The following is a 13583-nucleotide window of genomic DNA, read 5'->3' as shown; positions in this document are numbered from 1 at the left end:
GCCGCCGAACACGACGACCGCGTCGCCGACCTCGAACCCGTTGCCTTCTGCGCCGGGACCGAAGGACTCGATCCAGCCTGCATTCTCATGACCCAGGGTGTGGGGGAAAGCGACACCCGGAATCTCGCCGGATTTGACGTGCAGGTCGGAGTGGCATGCCCCGGATCCACCGATTCGTATCAGGACCTCCCCAGGCCCAGGTTCTGGAGTCGGGATGTCCTCGATGACGAAATCCGACCCTACTTCGTTCAGTCGTGCTGCTTTCATGATGTGCTTCCTTTTCTGTTCACAGATACGCCATTAGCGGGCCTTGTTGGGGATGATGGTTTGCGGTCGCCTGGTTGCCCTGCGATCGCAGGACGCGACTCGTCGAAGCGCCAGTGTTGTTTGATCAGGGCGTTGAGTTCGCACCTCCCATCGACGTCAGGTTCGCGTGGCGAGGCGGGCTGCCCACCTCGGGGAGGCGGCGCGGGGTGGCAACGAGAGGTCTCGACGTGAATTGTGCGAGGGTCCGCACGTAAGCGGTCTCCGGATCAGCGCCCGCTGTGACCATGTCCTCGAGGGCGATCCGAATCGAACTCGCCACGGCTGCGGCAGCCGCGCGGGCGGCGACAGAGTCCGCCGCCAACCCGAGCCGGGGCGCCAACACGGGCGCGACTGACAGCTCACCGTCATGAACCTTTCGCATGAACACCGACCACATCTCCGAGTTGCGGAACACGAGGGGAAACAGCTGCAAAGTGCGCTCGGCCGATTCGCCCAGCAAGCTTGCCCGGAACGCGAGGCGCAGCACCTCCGTCAGGGCGATGTCTGGATTCGTTTCGACGATCACCGCGTTGAAACGTCGAATGGACCAGTCGAACACTGGCCCAACCGACTCAGCCTTGACCGGAAAGTACCGATAGAACGTTCGCTGTGAAATGCCGATCTCGCTCGCGATCTCTGTGATCGTCAGGTCCGTGGTGCCGCGGGCGATGAACAGTGCGCAGCATTTTTCCGATGCGCGAAGGCGCGCGCCCTCTCGCGGCTCGATTTCGCGCTCCATCACGGGGGTGATGCTACACCTGCCTGGCAGAAACTGCCACGCACTACCCAGGTGCGAAGTCTCCTCGCTGGAGGTTCGACCCTGCAGCAGATCTCCAATCACATCCGGCTCTCAGTTCCCGCCGGCACTGCTGCCTTCGTGTCGTGGTGCGTAAATCTATACGCAGCCTCTTACTGCATCGGTGAGCAAGGATCTTGTTCACCGAACGTCGGGCTCGTGTGTTCGTCAGCGGATCACTCACGGACGGGCTGCGCACGCTAAGACCTCGCTGCCTCTTCTTCAGCGACGGTCCCTACAGTTCCGCCATCTTCACGACGATGTCTCGCATCGGTTCCTCCGCCGTGCTGAACCCTCCACGAGAGGCAAGCGTCGGGCTCCCCTGATCGAGTTCTTCGAATGTCACGCCATGCACAACCGGTACGAGAAGGCTTCGGCGGAACAAGGCACTCAACTCATTGCTCCCTATGCTCCGGTCGGCACGCAGCTTCTCAAGCATTGCGAGCGTCACCAGCACGATTCCCATGCGCGAGCTCTTTGGGGGTGAGGCGCAGCGTGTCAAGCTCGCGACCGAGTTGCAGCGTGCGCAGCGTGGAGACACGCTGTACGTACTGGACGAGCCGACGTCCGGGCTCCACTGCGCCGACACGGATCGTCTGGTCGCGCATCTGCAGACGCTGGTCGATGCGGGCAACACGGTCGTCGCCGCGGAGCTGGACATGCGCGTTATCGCGGTGGCCGATCACGTGATCGATCTTGGACCCGGCGCGGGCGACGCCGGCGGGACCGTGGTTGCAGCTGGCACGCCTGCGCACGTCGCGGACAAGGGCGTCGGGGCTTCGGCGAGATACCTCGCCGCGGCATTGGAGGAAACGACAGGCGTGACCCCATTGTGACGGCAGAACCATCGCACGGGTACTCGCCGCACCGTCGCCGGTACCTCACCCGTGGACTATGCCAACAAGGGTGAGGTACCGGCGACGCTCGACGAGATCATGGTCTCAGGCGAGGAGTTTGGAGCCCAGGACGTCCAACTTTTCGATCGTGGGCTCGCTGAACAGTTTGCCGGTCTGCTCGCCGAGAGCGGTCGCGACTGCGCCGGACAGGTGCGCGTCGCGGCCGGCGTCATCGGGGAACACGTCGAAGATCCCGAAGGAGGACGGGCCCGAACTCAGGGGGCAGGTCCCGCCACGCGATCCCGGCCCGGTACCGGTACCGGTAGATGATCCCCTCCACCACCGTGCGGTGATCACGAAAACGTCTACCTCGCTTACCATCCGGGGCCGGCATGAACGGCTCGAACAGTTCCCAGTCGCCATCCGAAAGCACCCTCATCCGCGGCATGCTGTCCAGAATCGCGGGTCACCCCCACGCGATTGGGAGAAACGCCCTAGCTCTGGGCCTCGCCGAGGCGCGCTTCGGGCGTGAGCTCGGCGCGGAGACCGCCGCCGGTCGCAGCCCGGGCAAGAGCGCGACCCAGCGCAGGTGCCTGCTTAAACAAATTGTGACCGGCCACAAAAAGGACAGAGCCTGCCTCCCACACGGCCACGCCGTCCTCACTCCACGGCAGGTCGGTCACCCAGCAGTGAAGGAAGTCGCGCGGCTCTGGGTGGAGACCGGGCAGCGCCCGTGTCACGTATTCGCGTGCGCGTTCGTCCAGCGATCGAATCGCCGCCGGGTCGATGAAAGTTCCGTCGTCGCGGACGCCGACGGTGTCGCTGAGTCCGACCGAATAGTTGCTGTTTCCCGGTAGCGGCGTCGCGTAGACGCCGACTTCGCCGAAGACGCCGCTGCTGTCCTGCAGGCACGCGACTCGTGCCGGGGCGGCGGCTTTCACGTCGAAGGTCAGCCTGACGTGTGCGGCAAGGCGAACCGGCAGCGACAGGCCGACGCTGCGTGCCAGGCGGGCGGTTTCGCGGCCGGCGCACACGACCACCTTGGAGTAGACAGCCCGGTCGGTGACGCTGCGCACCTCGACCGTCCCGTCGGCGCGGGGATCGATGGAGATGACCTCACCGGTGGTGACCGCATCTGCGAGGGCACCCGTGAGTGCCGTGATCGCGGCTCGGGTACGGATCGCGCCGCCCGACTCGTCGAGCACCGCTGGCCCCGAGTACCCAGCGAGCAGCGGCATCCGCTGGGCGACCTCGCCCGCGTCGATCTCGTGCGCTTCCACGCCGCCGACCTGGTCGAGCACCCGCAGCCGCGCCAGGGCGCTGTCTCCGATCGCCAGGACACCGTCTGATGAGACCAGCTCGACGTCGAAGTGTTCGGCCCACTCATCCCATACGCCGCGGCTTTCGCGCGCGAAAGCGACGAGTCGCGGGTCGTCGTGGGCATGCCGGAAGATCCGCGCCTCGCCTGCGGACTGACCCATCCCGGGCAGACCAGCCTCGTACAAGCGCACCGGCACGCCCTGCTCCCGCAGCGCGTACGCCGTCGACAGACCGACGATCCCGCCCCCGATCACTGCTACCTCGGGGGAACGCGTCGTGGAAACGCCGTCGTCAGTTCCTGTCATCGCGGTTCCTCGATCTGTTAGTGATTAGCGATAGGCCGCAAGAGAAGGGGCCGCTGCCACGACGTCAGCGGGCTGTGTAAGCCCGAAGTCACCGCGCGCAACGACCCCTCCTTTCTGGGTCACTACTCCCGGTCTGTGGTGTCAGGCGGGGAGTTTGGAGCCCAGGACGTCCAACTTCTCGATCGTCGGCTCGCTGAACAGTTTGCCGGTCTGCTCGCCGAGAGCGGCCGCGACTGCGCCGGACAGGTGCGCGTCGCGGCCGGCGTCATCGGGGAACACGTCGAAGATCCCGAATGAGGACGGGCCGAGACGGATCGCGAACCACGCGACGGTGGCCGGTTCCTCCTCGACGAGTCCTCGCCCGATGCCGAGGAATTCCTGGACCTCGTCTTCCTTGCCGGGCAGGGCCTCCAGCCTGACAAGCAGTCCCTTCGTCACGCTCATGACATCACCTCTTCCTGGGTCGAATTACTCGCAAATTTCACTACGACCGTCTCGCAGAACGCAGGCAGGTCATCGGGCGAGCGGCTGGTGATCAGGTTCCCGTCCACCACGACGTCCTGGTCGACGACGTCAGCACCGGCGTTGCGCAGGTCCGTGCGGATGCTCGGGAAGGACGTCAAGGTGCGACCTTCGACCACACCGGCCTCGATCAGCGTCCACGGCCCGTGACATATCGCCGCAACGGGCTTCCCGCTTTCGACGAACTCGCGGACGAAGGACACGGCGCCGGGGTCAACCCGGAGTTGGTCGGGGTTCACCGTGCCGCCCGGGAGAAGCAGGGCGTCATAGTGGGTGACGGAGGCGTCCGCGACCAACTTGTCGACGGTGAATGTGCCTGCTGCATTCAGATCGTTCTCACGCGCCTGAATCTCACCGTCATGGATCGACAGAACCTCAGTCTGTGACCAGCCCGCTCGAGTGCCTCGCGGGGCTGTTCGAGCTCGACTCGCTCGACTCCGTCGGCGGCGAGGGTGGCGACTCTCCTGCCCTGCAGCGTCTCGGCCATATCAGTTCGCCTTCTTCTCGGTCGACATCCCGGGCTTGATGAGGACCTTGGTCCAACCCTTGGACCGGGCGTCGAAGTTCTTGTAGGCATCGGCGGCTTGGTCCAGCGAGATCTCGTGGGAGACGATCCACGAAGGGGTCGCCTTGCCGGCGGCGATCAAGTCCCGCAGCTGGCGGTTGTACCGCTTGACCGGGGCTTGACCGCTTCCCATGGTCTGCCCCTTGAACCAATGTGTGCCGAAGTCGATGGCTGCCTTGCCCTGCTTGGCCAATTCGCCCTTAGCCCCCGGGTCCTGGGGGACGAACACGCCAACGGTGCCGATTCCTCCGGTGAAGCGGACCGAGTTGATGAGCATGTTCAGCGTGGCGGCGGTGTCCTCGTTGCCCTGGGGATCGTGGGCCTGGTAGCCCACGCATTCGCAACCACGGTCAGCTCCCAGCCCCATCGTCTCGTCGAGAACAGCTTGCACGGGATCGACCTTGGAGTCATCGATGGCGATCGCGCCGATCTGCTCGGCCAGCGCGAGCCGGTCAGGGTGGCGATCGACCACCATCACCTTCGCGGCGCCCTTGATCATCGCGGACAGGGCGGCCATCAATCCGACCGGACCCGCCCCAGCGATCACCACGCTGTCGCCGGGTACTACGCCGGCCATCTCGGTGGCGTGGTAGCCGGTGGGGAAGATGTCAGAGAGCATGGCGTAGTCGTTCTCCCTCTCCTCCGCATCCTCGCCCAGGCGCAGCGCGTTGTGGTCACCGAAAGGCACACGGAGCAGTTCCGCTTGGCCACCGCCATAGGGACCCATGTCGGCGAACCCATAGGCCGCACCCGCGAATGATGGGTCGGGCTGGGTGGTGAGGCAGTAGTTGGTCAGGCCGCGTTCGCAGTTCTTACAGAATCCGCACGAGATGTTGAACGGGAGCACAACCCGGTCTCCGACCCTGACCTTCTCCACGCCACTACCGACCTCGATGACCTCCCCCATGTTCTCGTGACCGAACGTCCGGCCTACCTCGAAGGACGTCCGCCCCTCGTACATGTGGAGGTCCGAGCCGCAGATGTTCGTCGTCGTCACCCTGACCAGCACATCGGTGGGTCGCTCGATCTTCGCGTCCGGGACGTCCTTCGTGCTGACCTGACGGGGTCCCTCGTACACCACTGCTTTCATGTCTACTCCGATCCGATTGTGTTGCTCGATGTCTTTCTAGCAATGCCTCTCCGACGCCGGCCCCATTGCCAGACAGCAAACGCCCCCAGGAACCACGTGACAAGGGGCTCGCCTAAAGTTGATGTGTAGCGATCGAGCCGGGATAGTGCCCTGGTAGTCGCATTGGTCGCCCGAGAATGACGGTTACAGCGCGAGCAACCTGGAAGACCGCGACTTGAGTGGGACTGCTGCACGGTTAGGTGACCCCTGATCTGGCTCGCTCCGATAACGTCTGCCGAAACACGCTTATGGCCCACGGTCACGGCGGCCGGGATCAGTGTCTACGGCCGCTGCGCCGGCCGCAAACGGTCGTTTTTGGCGTTGAGGCCTGTTGCGTATGACGCACCCTTGCGGGCATCGAAGCCGGGCGGGTCTACGCCCTTACCAGCGTGGAGCCCGGTGACTTCTCGGGAGCGGCGGGCGGGGTCGTTGCCGCACTCCACGCGGCATACCTGGAGCTTGGTGTTCAGCCACCGTCGCTGTCCGCTCTCCCGAAATCGAACGCGCTATCTCTCCAGAGCATCCACGACATCCGCGTATCCGTCTGACCCTCTCGTGCCACCGAGACAGACGCGTAGGGGGGCTGGTCACGGTGGTCAGTCAGGGTGCAATCGAAGGCCGCATGGGTTCGTGCGTGTTCCGCGACCCCATGCGGACATCGACTCGGGCTAGGCGATCGCGGCGCGCAATTCGGCGGCAGCGGCGCCGACGTCTGGTGCGCCGTAGATGGCTCCGCCAGCGACGGCGACCTGCGCGCCGGATGCCTGGACGGAGGCGATGGTGCTCGCATTGATACCACCGGCGACCGAGAACGGCGAACCGGATGCTTCTCCGTCACGCAGGAGAGTGGCGAAGGTGAAGCCTTCTTCCGCCTGCTCATCGAGTCCGGCATGCATTTCGACGAACTCGGCGCCGAGGGCGACGACCTCGCGGGCACGGGCGGGCTTGTCGGCGACACCGATCAGGTCGACGACGATGCCTTTGCCGTGCTTCTTCGCGGCCTTCACCGCTCCGACAATGGTGCTGTCACCGGCGACACCGAGAACGGTGACGAGGTCAGCGCCCGCGGCGAACGCGATGTCGGCCTCGAGCTCGCCGGCGTCCATCGTCTTGAGGTCGGCAAACACGATCTTGTCCGGGTGCGCAGCCTTCACTGCGGTGATCGCCGACAGGCCCGCGCTCTTGATCAGCGGCGTGCCGAGTTCGAGGATGTCGACATGTGGCGCAGCGGCAGCCGCGAGCTCGAGCGCTGCTTCGGTGGTCAGGGTGTCCATGGCGAACTGCAACTTCATAGTGTTTCTTTCTGGTTGTGGTGCGAGCCTCCGCGTATACAAGGAGGTGGTGTCATTCAAGATTCGAGTGCCGGGGCCAGAGCTCGTCTGCGCTCTGCCCCGAACGCAGCCAGAGGCTGTGGAACAGAGCGTCGCCGAGCAGCATGACGGTCTGCTCGAACAGACCGCCCGCGTACTGCGCCGAGACGGTGCCGGAACGGTCCAGCTTTCGCGCGGCCGGCACGACCACCACGGCGGTGGCGAGCGCAGCCAACGGCGACGCTGCGGCTGTTGTGATGACGGCGACCTTCGCGCCAGCCTTCACCGCGGCATCCGCCCCACGAACGATCGATGTCGTCGTTCCTGAGCCGCTCGCCGTCAGCAGCACGTCGCCGGGGCCGATCGCCGGCGTGGTCACGTCGCCGACGACGTGCACGGTCAGGCCGAGGTGCATGAGGCGCATGGCAGTCATCTGCAGGGTGATGCCGGAACGGCCCGCCCCGAGCACGAAGATCCGCCTGGCATTCGCGAGGGTTTCGGCGAGGTTGTCGAGGTCGTCCGCTCGGTGTGTCATCACCGCGTCGATCGTCGCCCTGACTTCCTCCAGGATGAGGGAGAGGGATGCCGTCACGTCGGGTGGCGAGGGCGTCGATACGTCACGGTCCACAGCAGTCATGTATCCATGGTCGCCGGGTTGCGGCAGCGACGCACCCGCCCGGCGGTGGAGTGGACCTACCCATTGCGGTAGGTACAGGTTGGCCGGGTAGGTTGAAGCGGTGAGCAACAACAACGAGCTCGGTTCGGTCTCTCGCAGGCTTCAGGTCGAGCACGCGCAGGCGATGGCCGAACAGGCTGATCGGCACGCTGTGACGCTCGAGTCGATTCTCGCGGTCCTTCGTTCGACGCGACTGGAGGACCGCGCAAGCCGCGCGACGGCGCTCGATCTGGCATCCGCTGCCCTGATCGAGCTGCGCAGCACGACCGACCAGCAGCTGGGCACCATGCTGGAGCCGGTGGATGGGGCATTCGCGCGGCTCCGTACCGACCTTCGTCCGCTCGCGCGCTTCGGCGGCCTGGACGTGCAGTTCGTCGAACCGCCGACCGGTGGGCGGGCGCTGCCAGGGGAGGTGGCTCATACGGCTCGCGCGATCGTTCGCAGCGCGGTGCTCGCGCTTGTCGACCAGGAGGAGGCGAAACGGGTGCGCATTCAGTGGGATTGCGACGGCCTCAACCTGCTCATCGGTATCCGCGACGACGGTCAGGGCGAGATCAGCGCCCACGACGACGCGCTCAGGCCCATCGCCGAGCGTGTCGCTACTCTCGACGGCGACCTGGAGGTGTCGTCGACGACAGGCTGGGGGACATCCCTCGACATCCGGCTCCCGCTCGACCCCCCGGCAGAAGCAGAGCCGCTCGAGGACTCGGTGAACTTCAGCCCGCGGGAGCGCGATGTGCTCCGCCTGGTGGCATCGGGAGCTCGCAATCGTGCAATCGCAGATCAACTGGGAATCAGCGACAACACCGTCAAGTTCCACGTGTCGAATCTGCTCCGCAAAACGGGCGCTCGGTCGAGGGGAGAGCTGACAGCGATTGCCGCGAGCTCGACCAGGAACAGGGCCTGACTCAACGGACCCTCGCCCCTTTATAGGCGCTGGAGCCTGACGTCGAGCGGATTTGTCTGACCACGCGAGTATTCGCGTAGTTCACCCTCTCGGGTCACGAAATACGATTCACGGAAGGAGGTATGGAAACCCGACCACCCGTGTCTTCCGCAGTGCGTCTTTTCAAGGGGAATGCCCCTTTGTTGGAGTCCGGCGCTGGCCTCGATCAAGAGTGTCGACATCGCGCGATGGAGCTTAGCGAGGTCTCTCTGCTTTTCTTCGTTGGCCGGGGGTCGCCGTCGCCCACGCCATGAGGTGATCGTGCACCATGGCGGAGGACATACGCTGCGCCGTGGCGAACACGCTCCCCCGCGTCTTGTCGGCCTGATTCCCGAGACCGCGGAGAGCCGTCACCGGGCCGGTGTAGCCGGCGGTCTGGAGAATGTCGGCTGGGTCGCTGTGGTTGCCCTCACCGACCCAGCGGTGCACTTGCTGGAGCGGCTTGCGTGACCAGGAGTCTTTGCCCGCGAGACCTGCTCTGGCACCGGCAAGCGAAAGGTCGGTGCAGGGCGACGACGCCCATGCGAGCTTCGCATCATGAGGAAGGTCATCCGCGCTGACGGCGCCGATGTCCCCGAGGTGAAAGACGTGGTCGCCCGCAGAACCGAAGTGCGCCTCGTACATCGCCTTCTTGTCGGACTCATAGTCGTTAGACCAGCCAACGCGGAAGCCCGCCGACTCCAACCCCATCCGGGCCAGGCCGATCCCTGCGAAGAATTCGATCACTTTCGGACGCGCTACGTCGATCGGGGTTACGTTCTCCACTCGCACAGCCTAAAGGGCGGCACCCACACTCCCGGTTACCGCGCCGTAGCATCGAAGACATGTCCGGCTCCTGGGCGAGCGACCCCCGAACGCGCACGGCCATGCGCGGCAATCGCTCGCGCGACACCGCTCCTGAGCTGGCGGTCCGGAGACTTGCCCACGCGGCGGGCTTGCGCTACCTCGTCGACGCGCGGCCCGAGGCAGCAATCAACCGCCGTGCAGACCTGGTCTTCCGCGGCCCCCGCATCGCCGTTTTCATCGACGGGTGCTTTTGGCACGGATGCTCAGAGCATCACCGCGCGCCTCAGCGAAATAGTGACTACTGGTCGAACAAGGTGGCGCGGAATATAGCCCGCGACCGGGACACTACCGCCCGCCTCACGGAGGCCGGCTGGACGGTTCTCCGCTACTGGGAGCATCAAAGCCCCGACTACATAGTCACGGACATCCGTTCGGCAGTTCTATCCGTCCGCGGGCGTCGACTCGGAGAAACGGGGATACAGGAAATAGCCGAGGACGAACAGCGGGAGCCCGAAGAGCACGAGAGCAAGCCGGAACAGCAGGAGTAAGACCTCCAAACCGAAAATTTGGAGTGTGTCCTTGAAGCGATCGGCCCCGGTGGGGTGCTCGTAGCTGTCATAGAACTCTTCCATCGCACACGCGATTAACAGGGCGATGAGGGTCAAACCGCCAGTCGCAGCCAGCGCCGTGATCAGGGAAACGGGAACGCCGGCACCAAGAGGTTCAAGCGACCTCGGCTGAAGCTCAACGGCGATCCCGGCTACCAGCCAGTAGGACGCGGCACACTGGAATTGCAAGGAGCCCTCGTATTTTCGGAGCTGCCGCTCGTACTTCGCCTTCTTCTCGTAAGCCTTCTCCGCCAGCTGCACGCGCTGCATTTGCAGCTCGCCTGTTTCTCGCACCACTCCATCGTCGAAGGCTCGAGACTTAGCGCTCCCCACTGCGCGGCCCGCCGACTGGCTTTCCTTCCGCGCCTCGCGCTGGTAATACACGGAGGCCACATAGCGAGCCCCTACCCCGAGGGCCAGCGCTAGAACGCCCCAGGACGCCCAAGTTGCGCGGGGCTCAGCCACAATCCAGTCGTGTACCGCGCGTGCGCCGTCAGCCACCCCACTCGGCAGGCCCAGTGCCAGCAGGAAGTCCCCGACTGCAGTTGAAGGAGCGATCGAATGGAAGATCGCCCACACGGTGAAGAGGGCGACAACAGACATCAAGAGCGAAAACCACGGTGCTGACTTCAACCGCAGCAGATCGAGGATGTTCATCGGGTTCACAATCCGAATAGTGGCAGCTAACCTACGCGGCACGAAGAGATTCTGACGTTTTCTCACCCAACAAAGGTCGGGGAGATGGCGAAATCGCCGCTGTTAGCATGTGCGCATGGCCGGCTACCCACTCATCGACTGGGCAGACCTCGATGCGCTGAGCTGGTACGAGCTGCGTTCCGTCGACAGCGACATGGTTCTTGTCGCTCGCTTCACCGGGGTGCTCGGCAAGGAGAGCGAATCGGCGTGGTTCGAGGTCGACGGGAAGAGGCCGTCCCGCGAATTTTGGAAGAAAGCCTGGACCGCGGCGCGGGCCCAAAACCCGTACAGCTAATGCCCAGGAGATCCACAAACTGTCATAAGATATATTATCGGCGTCTCCGATAGTGGCTGCTTGGGATGGATCTACGGCGTTGTGCGCCCCCGGAGTTCGAGCGATTCCCGAGTACCTATTAGTATCTGCGTATGGACGCAGATAAGCCGATATGTGGGCGTGAGCCCGATAGCCAATTCGTCGAGTTGGCCGTCGAGGTCTTTTCGATGCTCGCCGACCCGACCAGGGTCAGGATCATCCTGGCGCTGCGCGATGTTGAAGAGCTATCGGTGAACCACCTGGCAGACATCGTCGACAAACCGCCCTCGACGGTCTCCCAGCACCTGGCCAAGCTGCGCCTGGCCCGGATCGTGGCCACCCGTCAACACGGGCAGCGCGTCTTCTACCGACTGGAGAACGAGCACGCCAAGCAGCTCGTCTCCGACGCCATTTTCCAGGCGGAGCACTCGCTGGGCGACGTTCCCCGGCACCACCATAGGCAGAACAGTGAGAGCGCATGAATCAGCAGCACCCTCATACGCATCACACCGACCGCGACCACTCGCACGACCACGACCATGACCATGACCACGACCATTCGCATCCACATGGCGGGATCAGGGGGTTCCTCTACGACCTGTTCGTGCCGCATACGCACGACTCGGCGGACTCGATCGATGACGCGATGGAGGCGAACGCGGCTGGTGTCCGGGCGCTGAAGATCTCCATGTTCGTGCTGCTGGGCACCACAGTGTTGCAAGCTCTGGTGGTGGTCTTCACGTCCTCCGTCGCGCTGCTGGCCGATACGATCCACAATTTCGCGGACGCCCTCACGGCGGTTCCGCTCTGGATCGCGTTCGTCCTCGCGCGCCGCGCGGCCTCCCGGCGTTACACCTATGGGTACGGGCGCGCCGAAGACCTCGCAGGAATGTTCATCGTGTTCGTCGTCGCGCTCTCCGCCGTTGTCGCCGGATGGGAGGCGGTCACACGCTTCTTCCACCCGATCGACATCCGCAACGCCTGGTTGCTCATCATCGCCGGCCTCATCGGTTTCGCCGGCAACGAGATCGTCGCGATCTATCGGATTCAGGTCGGCCGGCGCATCGGCTCCGCCGCCCTGGTGGCCGACGGTGTGCACGCGCGTTTGGACGGCTTCACGTCGCTGTCGGTGGTTCTCGGCGCCGTGCTGGTGCTGCTCGGCCTGCCGATCGCGGACCCGATTATCGGGCTGCTGATCGCGGTGTCCATCCTCATTTTGCTGTGGGGAACCGTGAAGCAGATTGGCCGCCGTCTCATGGACGGTATTGAGCCCGAACTGGTCCACCGCGCTGAGCATGCGCTCCACCATGTGCCCGGAGTGGTCGACGTCGAACGACTGCAGCTGCGCTGGATTGGGCACCGCCTGCACGGGAGCGCCACAGTCACTACGAAGGCTGAGACTCTTGTCGACGCCGACGGGATCGCGGAGACGGCCGCTCAACTGCTCCGGCACGAGCTTCCCAAACTCGACGACGTTGCGGTCACGCCGCGGCCCGTAATGAAGGCTGCCTCCGGTCTGGGTTGAGATAGAAGAGCATGCAACCGAGACGGCACATTTTGTGGACATTCCTCGGACATATTCTTGCCACAGAGGTAGACTGAGAACCGGAGGTGGCACGATGTCGAGGGTTCTGGAAGCACCGACTCCGCGTCGGAAGCGGCAGCAGGCGCATCTACGTGCGCTCGAGTCGGAGATCACGCCCGCGGTCAAGTCTCTGGTCGAGACTTTGGGCAAGGCGCTGGTGGCTGTGATCGTGAATCGTGACGTGAAGACCGTGACTCGCTGGGTTGCTGGGCAGGGCCCGCGTGGTGATGATGAGCAGCGCCGGGTCATCGACACGCTGCAGATCGTCGAGTTGCTGCTTTCCGGCGATTCGCCCTCCGTGGTGCGGGCATGGTTCATGGGAATGAACCCGCAGCTGGACGACGAGAACCCTGCCGAGGTCCTTGCCGCCGGTCGTGCTCGCGAAGTGATGGCGGCGGCCCGGGCGTTTGTGAATGCGGACTGACGTGCGAACTGTGCGGTTCGCGCACGGTTACGCATTGTCGCTGGGGCGCGGCCGCCGTGCCTGCCCGCCCTATTCTGATCGATCCGCCTGCCCGGATGGTGCGGGTTGAACGGCTGGAGCCAGCCTTGCGGTACTCACGGATTACCGCCGAGACCGCTGGCCTGGATCGCTCCGGAAACCGATTCGATGTACCCGGTGCGGGTGTGTTGTACGCCGCCAGCACCGAGCAGGGAGCATTCGCGGAGACAACCGCGCACTTTCGCCGAAGCGCCTCCGTTCTTGAACGGATGGCGAAGGCTGGGGCCACCGTTGACGAACTGCAGATTCCGTCTGTGGACGCATCGTGGCGTGCGACGCGGGTTGTTCGCAGTCTTTGCACGCGGGAGGCGCTGCCGTTTGTTGACATTGAGGCAGCACAGACTCACACCTACCTGACCGAGCATGCCCGCTCGGTGCTGCT

Annotated in this window: 18 protein-coding genes and 3 pseudogenes; 8 read left to right on the top strand and 13 right to left on the bottom strand. The window is 64.5% G+C overall.

The window, feature by feature from the left end; all coding sequences use genetic code 11:
* The 3 genes from ACF1AJ_RS19730 to ACF1AJ_RS19720 all read right to left on the bottom strand — a co-directional run.
* Positions 1 to 267 (bottom strand): alcohol dehydrogenase catalytic domain-containing protein (locus ACF1AJ_RS19730; RefSeq protein WP_391508821.1); only part of this gene is annotated, 267 nt, incomplete at its 3' end.
* 124 nt (positions 268 to 391) lie between these two features.
* The gene (locus tag ACF1AJ_RS19725; RefSeq protein WP_301220749.1) at positions 392 to 1045 is read right to left on the bottom strand and encodes a TetR family transcriptional regulator; all 654 of its coding nucleotides are present in this window, start codon (positions 1043 to 1045) and stop codon (positions 392 to 394) included.
* A gap of 292 nt (positions 1046 to 1337) precedes the next feature.
* Positions 1338 to 1568: a hypothetical protein gene (locus tag ACF1AJ_RS19720; protein WP_301220690.1), complete on the bottom strand. Its 231-nt coding sequence runs from the start codon at positions 1566 to 1568 to the stop codon at positions 1338 to 1340.
* Between ACF1AJ_RS19720 and ACF1AJ_RS19715 the strand changes: the two are divergent.
* Positions 1564 to 1938: pseudogene (locus ACF1AJ_RS19715) on the top strand (excinuclease ABC subunit A); the annotation flags it as partial. The gene ACF1AJ_RS19720 and the pseudogene ACF1AJ_RS19715 overlap by 5 nt on opposite strands.
* Positions 1939 to 2043: 105 nt before the next feature.
* On the opposite strand, the pseudogene ACF1AJ_RS19710 reads toward ACF1AJ_RS19715, so the two are convergent.
* From ACF1AJ_RS19710 to hxlB, 8 genes and pseudogenes are all read right to left on the bottom strand, one after another.
* Positions 2044 to 2217, bottom strand: a pseudogene (locus tag ACF1AJ_RS19710) (putative quinol monooxygenase); the annotation flags it as partial.
* On the bottom strand, positions 2168 to 2332 hold the full coding sequence (locus ACF1AJ_RS19705; RefSeq protein ID WP_391508822.1) for a transposase: 165 nt from the start codon (positions 2330 to 2332) through the stop codon (positions 2168 to 2170). The pseudogene ACF1AJ_RS19710 and the gene ACF1AJ_RS19705, both read right to left, overlap by 50 nt.
* A gap of 100 nt (positions 2333 to 2432) precedes the next feature.
* Complete coding sequence (locus ACF1AJ_RS19700) at positions 2433 to 3563, bottom strand: FAD-binding oxidoreductase (RefSeq protein WP_301220688.1); 1131 nt, start codon at positions 3561 to 3563, stop codon at positions 2433 to 2435.
* A gap of 141 nt (positions 3564 to 3704) precedes the next feature.
* A complete protein-coding gene (locus tag ACF1AJ_RS19695; RefSeq protein WP_184324588.1) occupies positions 3705 to 4007 on the bottom strand; it encodes a putative quinol monooxygenase in 303 nt (100 codons plus the stop codon).
* Positions 4004 to 4572, bottom strand: a pseudogene (locus ACF1AJ_RS19690) (type 1 glutamine amidotransferase domain-containing protein). The gene ACF1AJ_RS19695 and the pseudogene ACF1AJ_RS19690 overlap by 4 nt, the downstream one beginning before the upstream one ends.
* Position 4573: 1 nt before the next feature.
* Positions 4574 to 5740: a glutathione-independent formaldehyde dehydrogenase gene (locus ACF1AJ_RS19685; protein ID WP_301220687.1), complete on the bottom strand. Its 1167-nt coding sequence runs from the start codon at positions 5738 to 5740 to the stop codon at positions 4574 to 4576.
* A gap of 707 nt (positions 5741 to 6447) precedes the next feature.
* The gene (gene hxlA / locus ACF1AJ_RS19680) at positions 6448 to 7071 is read right to left on the bottom strand and encodes a 3-hexulose-6-phosphate synthase (protein WP_301220686.1); all 624 of its coding nucleotides are present in this window, start codon (positions 7069 to 7071) and stop codon (positions 6448 to 6450) included.
* Between the two features lie 52 nt (positions 7072 to 7123).
* A complete protein-coding gene (gene hxlB / locus ACF1AJ_RS19675) occupies positions 7124 to 7726 on the bottom strand; it encodes a 6-phospho-3-hexuloisomerase (RefSeq protein ID WP_301220685.1) in 603 nt (200 codons plus the stop codon).
* A 100-nt stretch (positions 7727 to 7826) separates the two neighbouring features.
* Here hxlB and ACF1AJ_RS19670 point away from each other — a divergent pair, with 100 nt between their 5' ends.
* Positions 7827 to 8672: a LuxR C-terminal-related transcriptional regulator gene (locus ACF1AJ_RS19670; protein ID WP_301220684.1), complete on the top strand. Its 846-nt coding sequence runs from the start codon at positions 7827 to 7829 to the stop codon at positions 8670 to 8672.
* Between the two features lie 234 nt (positions 8673 to 8906).
* Here the strand turns inward: ACF1AJ_RS19670 and ACF1AJ_RS19665 are convergent, their stop codons facing one another.
* On the bottom strand, positions 8907 to 9476 hold the full coding sequence (locus ACF1AJ_RS19665; protein ID WP_301220683.1) for a DNA cytosine methyltransferase: 570 nt from the start codon (positions 9474 to 9476) through the stop codon (positions 8907 to 8909).
* Between the two features lie 59 nt (positions 9477 to 9535).
* Here ACF1AJ_RS19665 and ACF1AJ_RS19660 point away from each other — a divergent pair, with 59 nt between their 5' ends.
* Positions 9536 to 10045 carry a very short patch repair endonuclease gene (locus ACF1AJ_RS19660; RefSeq protein ID WP_301220682.1) on the top strand — a complete coding sequence of 170 codons (510 nt, stop codon included), beginning with the start codon at positions 9536 to 9538 and terminating at the stop codon, positions 10043 to 10045.
* Here ACF1AJ_RS19660 and ACF1AJ_RS19655 read toward each other — a convergent pair.
* Positions 9938 to 10762: a hypothetical protein gene (locus ACF1AJ_RS19655; protein WP_301220681.1), complete on the bottom strand. Its 825-nt coding sequence runs from the start codon at positions 10760 to 10762 to the stop codon at positions 9938 to 9940. The genes ACF1AJ_RS19660 and ACF1AJ_RS19655 overlap by 108 nt on opposite strands.
* Before the next feature lie 115 nt (positions 10763 to 10877).
* Between ACF1AJ_RS19655 and ACF1AJ_RS19650 the strand changes: the two genes are divergently transcribed.
* From ACF1AJ_RS19650 to ACF1AJ_RS19630, 5 genes are all read left to right on the top strand, one after another.
* Positions 10878 to 11096, top strand: a complete 219-nt coding sequence (locus tag ACF1AJ_RS19650) for a hypothetical protein (RefSeq protein WP_301220680.1) — start codon at positions 10878 to 10880, stop codon at positions 11094 to 11096.
* A gap of 131 nt (positions 11097 to 11227) precedes the next feature.
* Positions 11228 to 11596 carry a metalloregulator ArsR/SmtB family transcription factor gene (locus ACF1AJ_RS19645; protein ID WP_301220679.1) on the top strand — a complete coding sequence of 123 codons (369 nt, stop codon included), beginning with the start codon at positions 11228 to 11230 and terminating at the stop codon, positions 11594 to 11596.
* A complete protein-coding gene (locus ACF1AJ_RS19640) occupies positions 11593 to 12639 on the top strand; it encodes a cation diffusion facilitator family transporter (RefSeq protein ID WP_301220678.1) in 1047 nt (348 codons plus the stop codon). The genes ACF1AJ_RS19645 and ACF1AJ_RS19640 overlap by 4 nt, the downstream gene beginning before the upstream one ends.
* A 94-nt stretch (positions 12640 to 12733) precedes the next feature.
* Positions 12734 to 13123: a hypothetical protein gene (locus ACF1AJ_RS19635; RefSeq protein ID WP_301220677.1), complete on the top strand. Its 390-nt coding sequence runs from the start codon at positions 12734 to 12736 to the stop codon at positions 13121 to 13123.
* A gap of 56 nt (positions 13124 to 13179) precedes the next feature.
* On the top strand, positions 13180 to 13583 hold a 404-nt coding region (locus ACF1AJ_RS19630; protein WP_391508820.1), incomplete at its 3' end, for an RES domain-containing protein.

It is taken from the genome of Leifsonia sp. NPDC014704, from assembly GCF_043083605.1.
GTDB lineage: Bacteria > Actinomycetota > Actinomycetes > Actinomycetales > Microbacteriaceae > Leifsonia.
This window is presented reverse-complemented; position numbering and strand designations above follow the sequence as displayed.

Coding starts and splice junctions, on each gene's coding strand:
- ACF1AJ_RS19635 (WP_301220677.1), top strand. CDS start 12,734: ATGTCGAGGGTTCTGGAAGCACCGACTCCGCGTCGGAAGCGGCAGCAG.
- ACF1AJ_RS19640 (WP_301220678.1), top strand. CDS start 11,593: ATGAATCAGCAGCACCCTCATACGCATCACACCGACCGCGACCACTCG.
- ACF1AJ_RS19705 (WP_391508822.1), bottom strand. CDS start 2,332: ATGCCGGCCCCGGATGGTAAGCGAGGTAGACGTTTTCGTGATCACCGC.
- hxlB (WP_301220685.1), bottom strand. CDS start 7,726: ATGACTGCTGTGGACCGTGACGTATCGACGCCCTCGCCACCCGACGTG.
- ACF1AJ_RS19655 (WP_301220681.1), bottom strand. CDS start 10,762: ATGAACATCCTCGATCTGCTGCGGTTGAAGTCAGCACCGTGGTTTTCG.
- ACF1AJ_RS19700 (WP_301220688.1), bottom strand. CDS start 3,563: ATGACAGGAACTGACGACGGCGTTTCCACGACGCGTTCCCCCGAGGTA.
- ACF1AJ_RS19660 (WP_301220682.1), top strand. CDS start 9,536: ATGTCCGGCTCCTGGGCGAGCGACCCCCGAACGCGCACGGCCATGCGC.
- ACF1AJ_RS19685 (WP_301220687.1), bottom strand. CDS start 5,740: ATGAAAGCAGTGGTGTACGAGGGACCCCGTCAGGTCAGCACGAAGGAC.
- ACF1AJ_RS19650 (WP_301220680.1), top strand. CDS start 10,878: ATGGCCGGCTACCCACTCATCGACTGGGCAGACCTCGATGCGCTGAGC.
- ACF1AJ_RS19695 (WP_184324588.1), bottom strand. CDS start 4,007: ATGAGCGTGACGAAGGGACTGCTTGTCAGGCTGGAGGCCCTGCCCGGC.
- ACF1AJ_RS19725 (WP_301220749.1), bottom strand. CDS start 1,045: ATGGAGCGCGAAATCGAGCCGCGAGAGGGCGCGCGCCTTCGCGCATCG.
- ACF1AJ_RS19645 (WP_301220679.1), top strand. CDS start 11,228: ATGGACGCAGATAAGCCGATATGTGGGCGTGAGCCCGATAGCCAATTC.
- ACF1AJ_RS19720 (WP_301220690.1), bottom strand. CDS start 1,568: ATGGGAATCGTGCTGGTGACGCTCGCAATGCTTGAGAAGCTGCGTGCC.
- hxlA (WP_301220686.1), bottom strand. CDS start 7,071: ATGAAGTTGCAGTTCGCCATGGACACCCTGACCACCGAAGCAGCGCTC.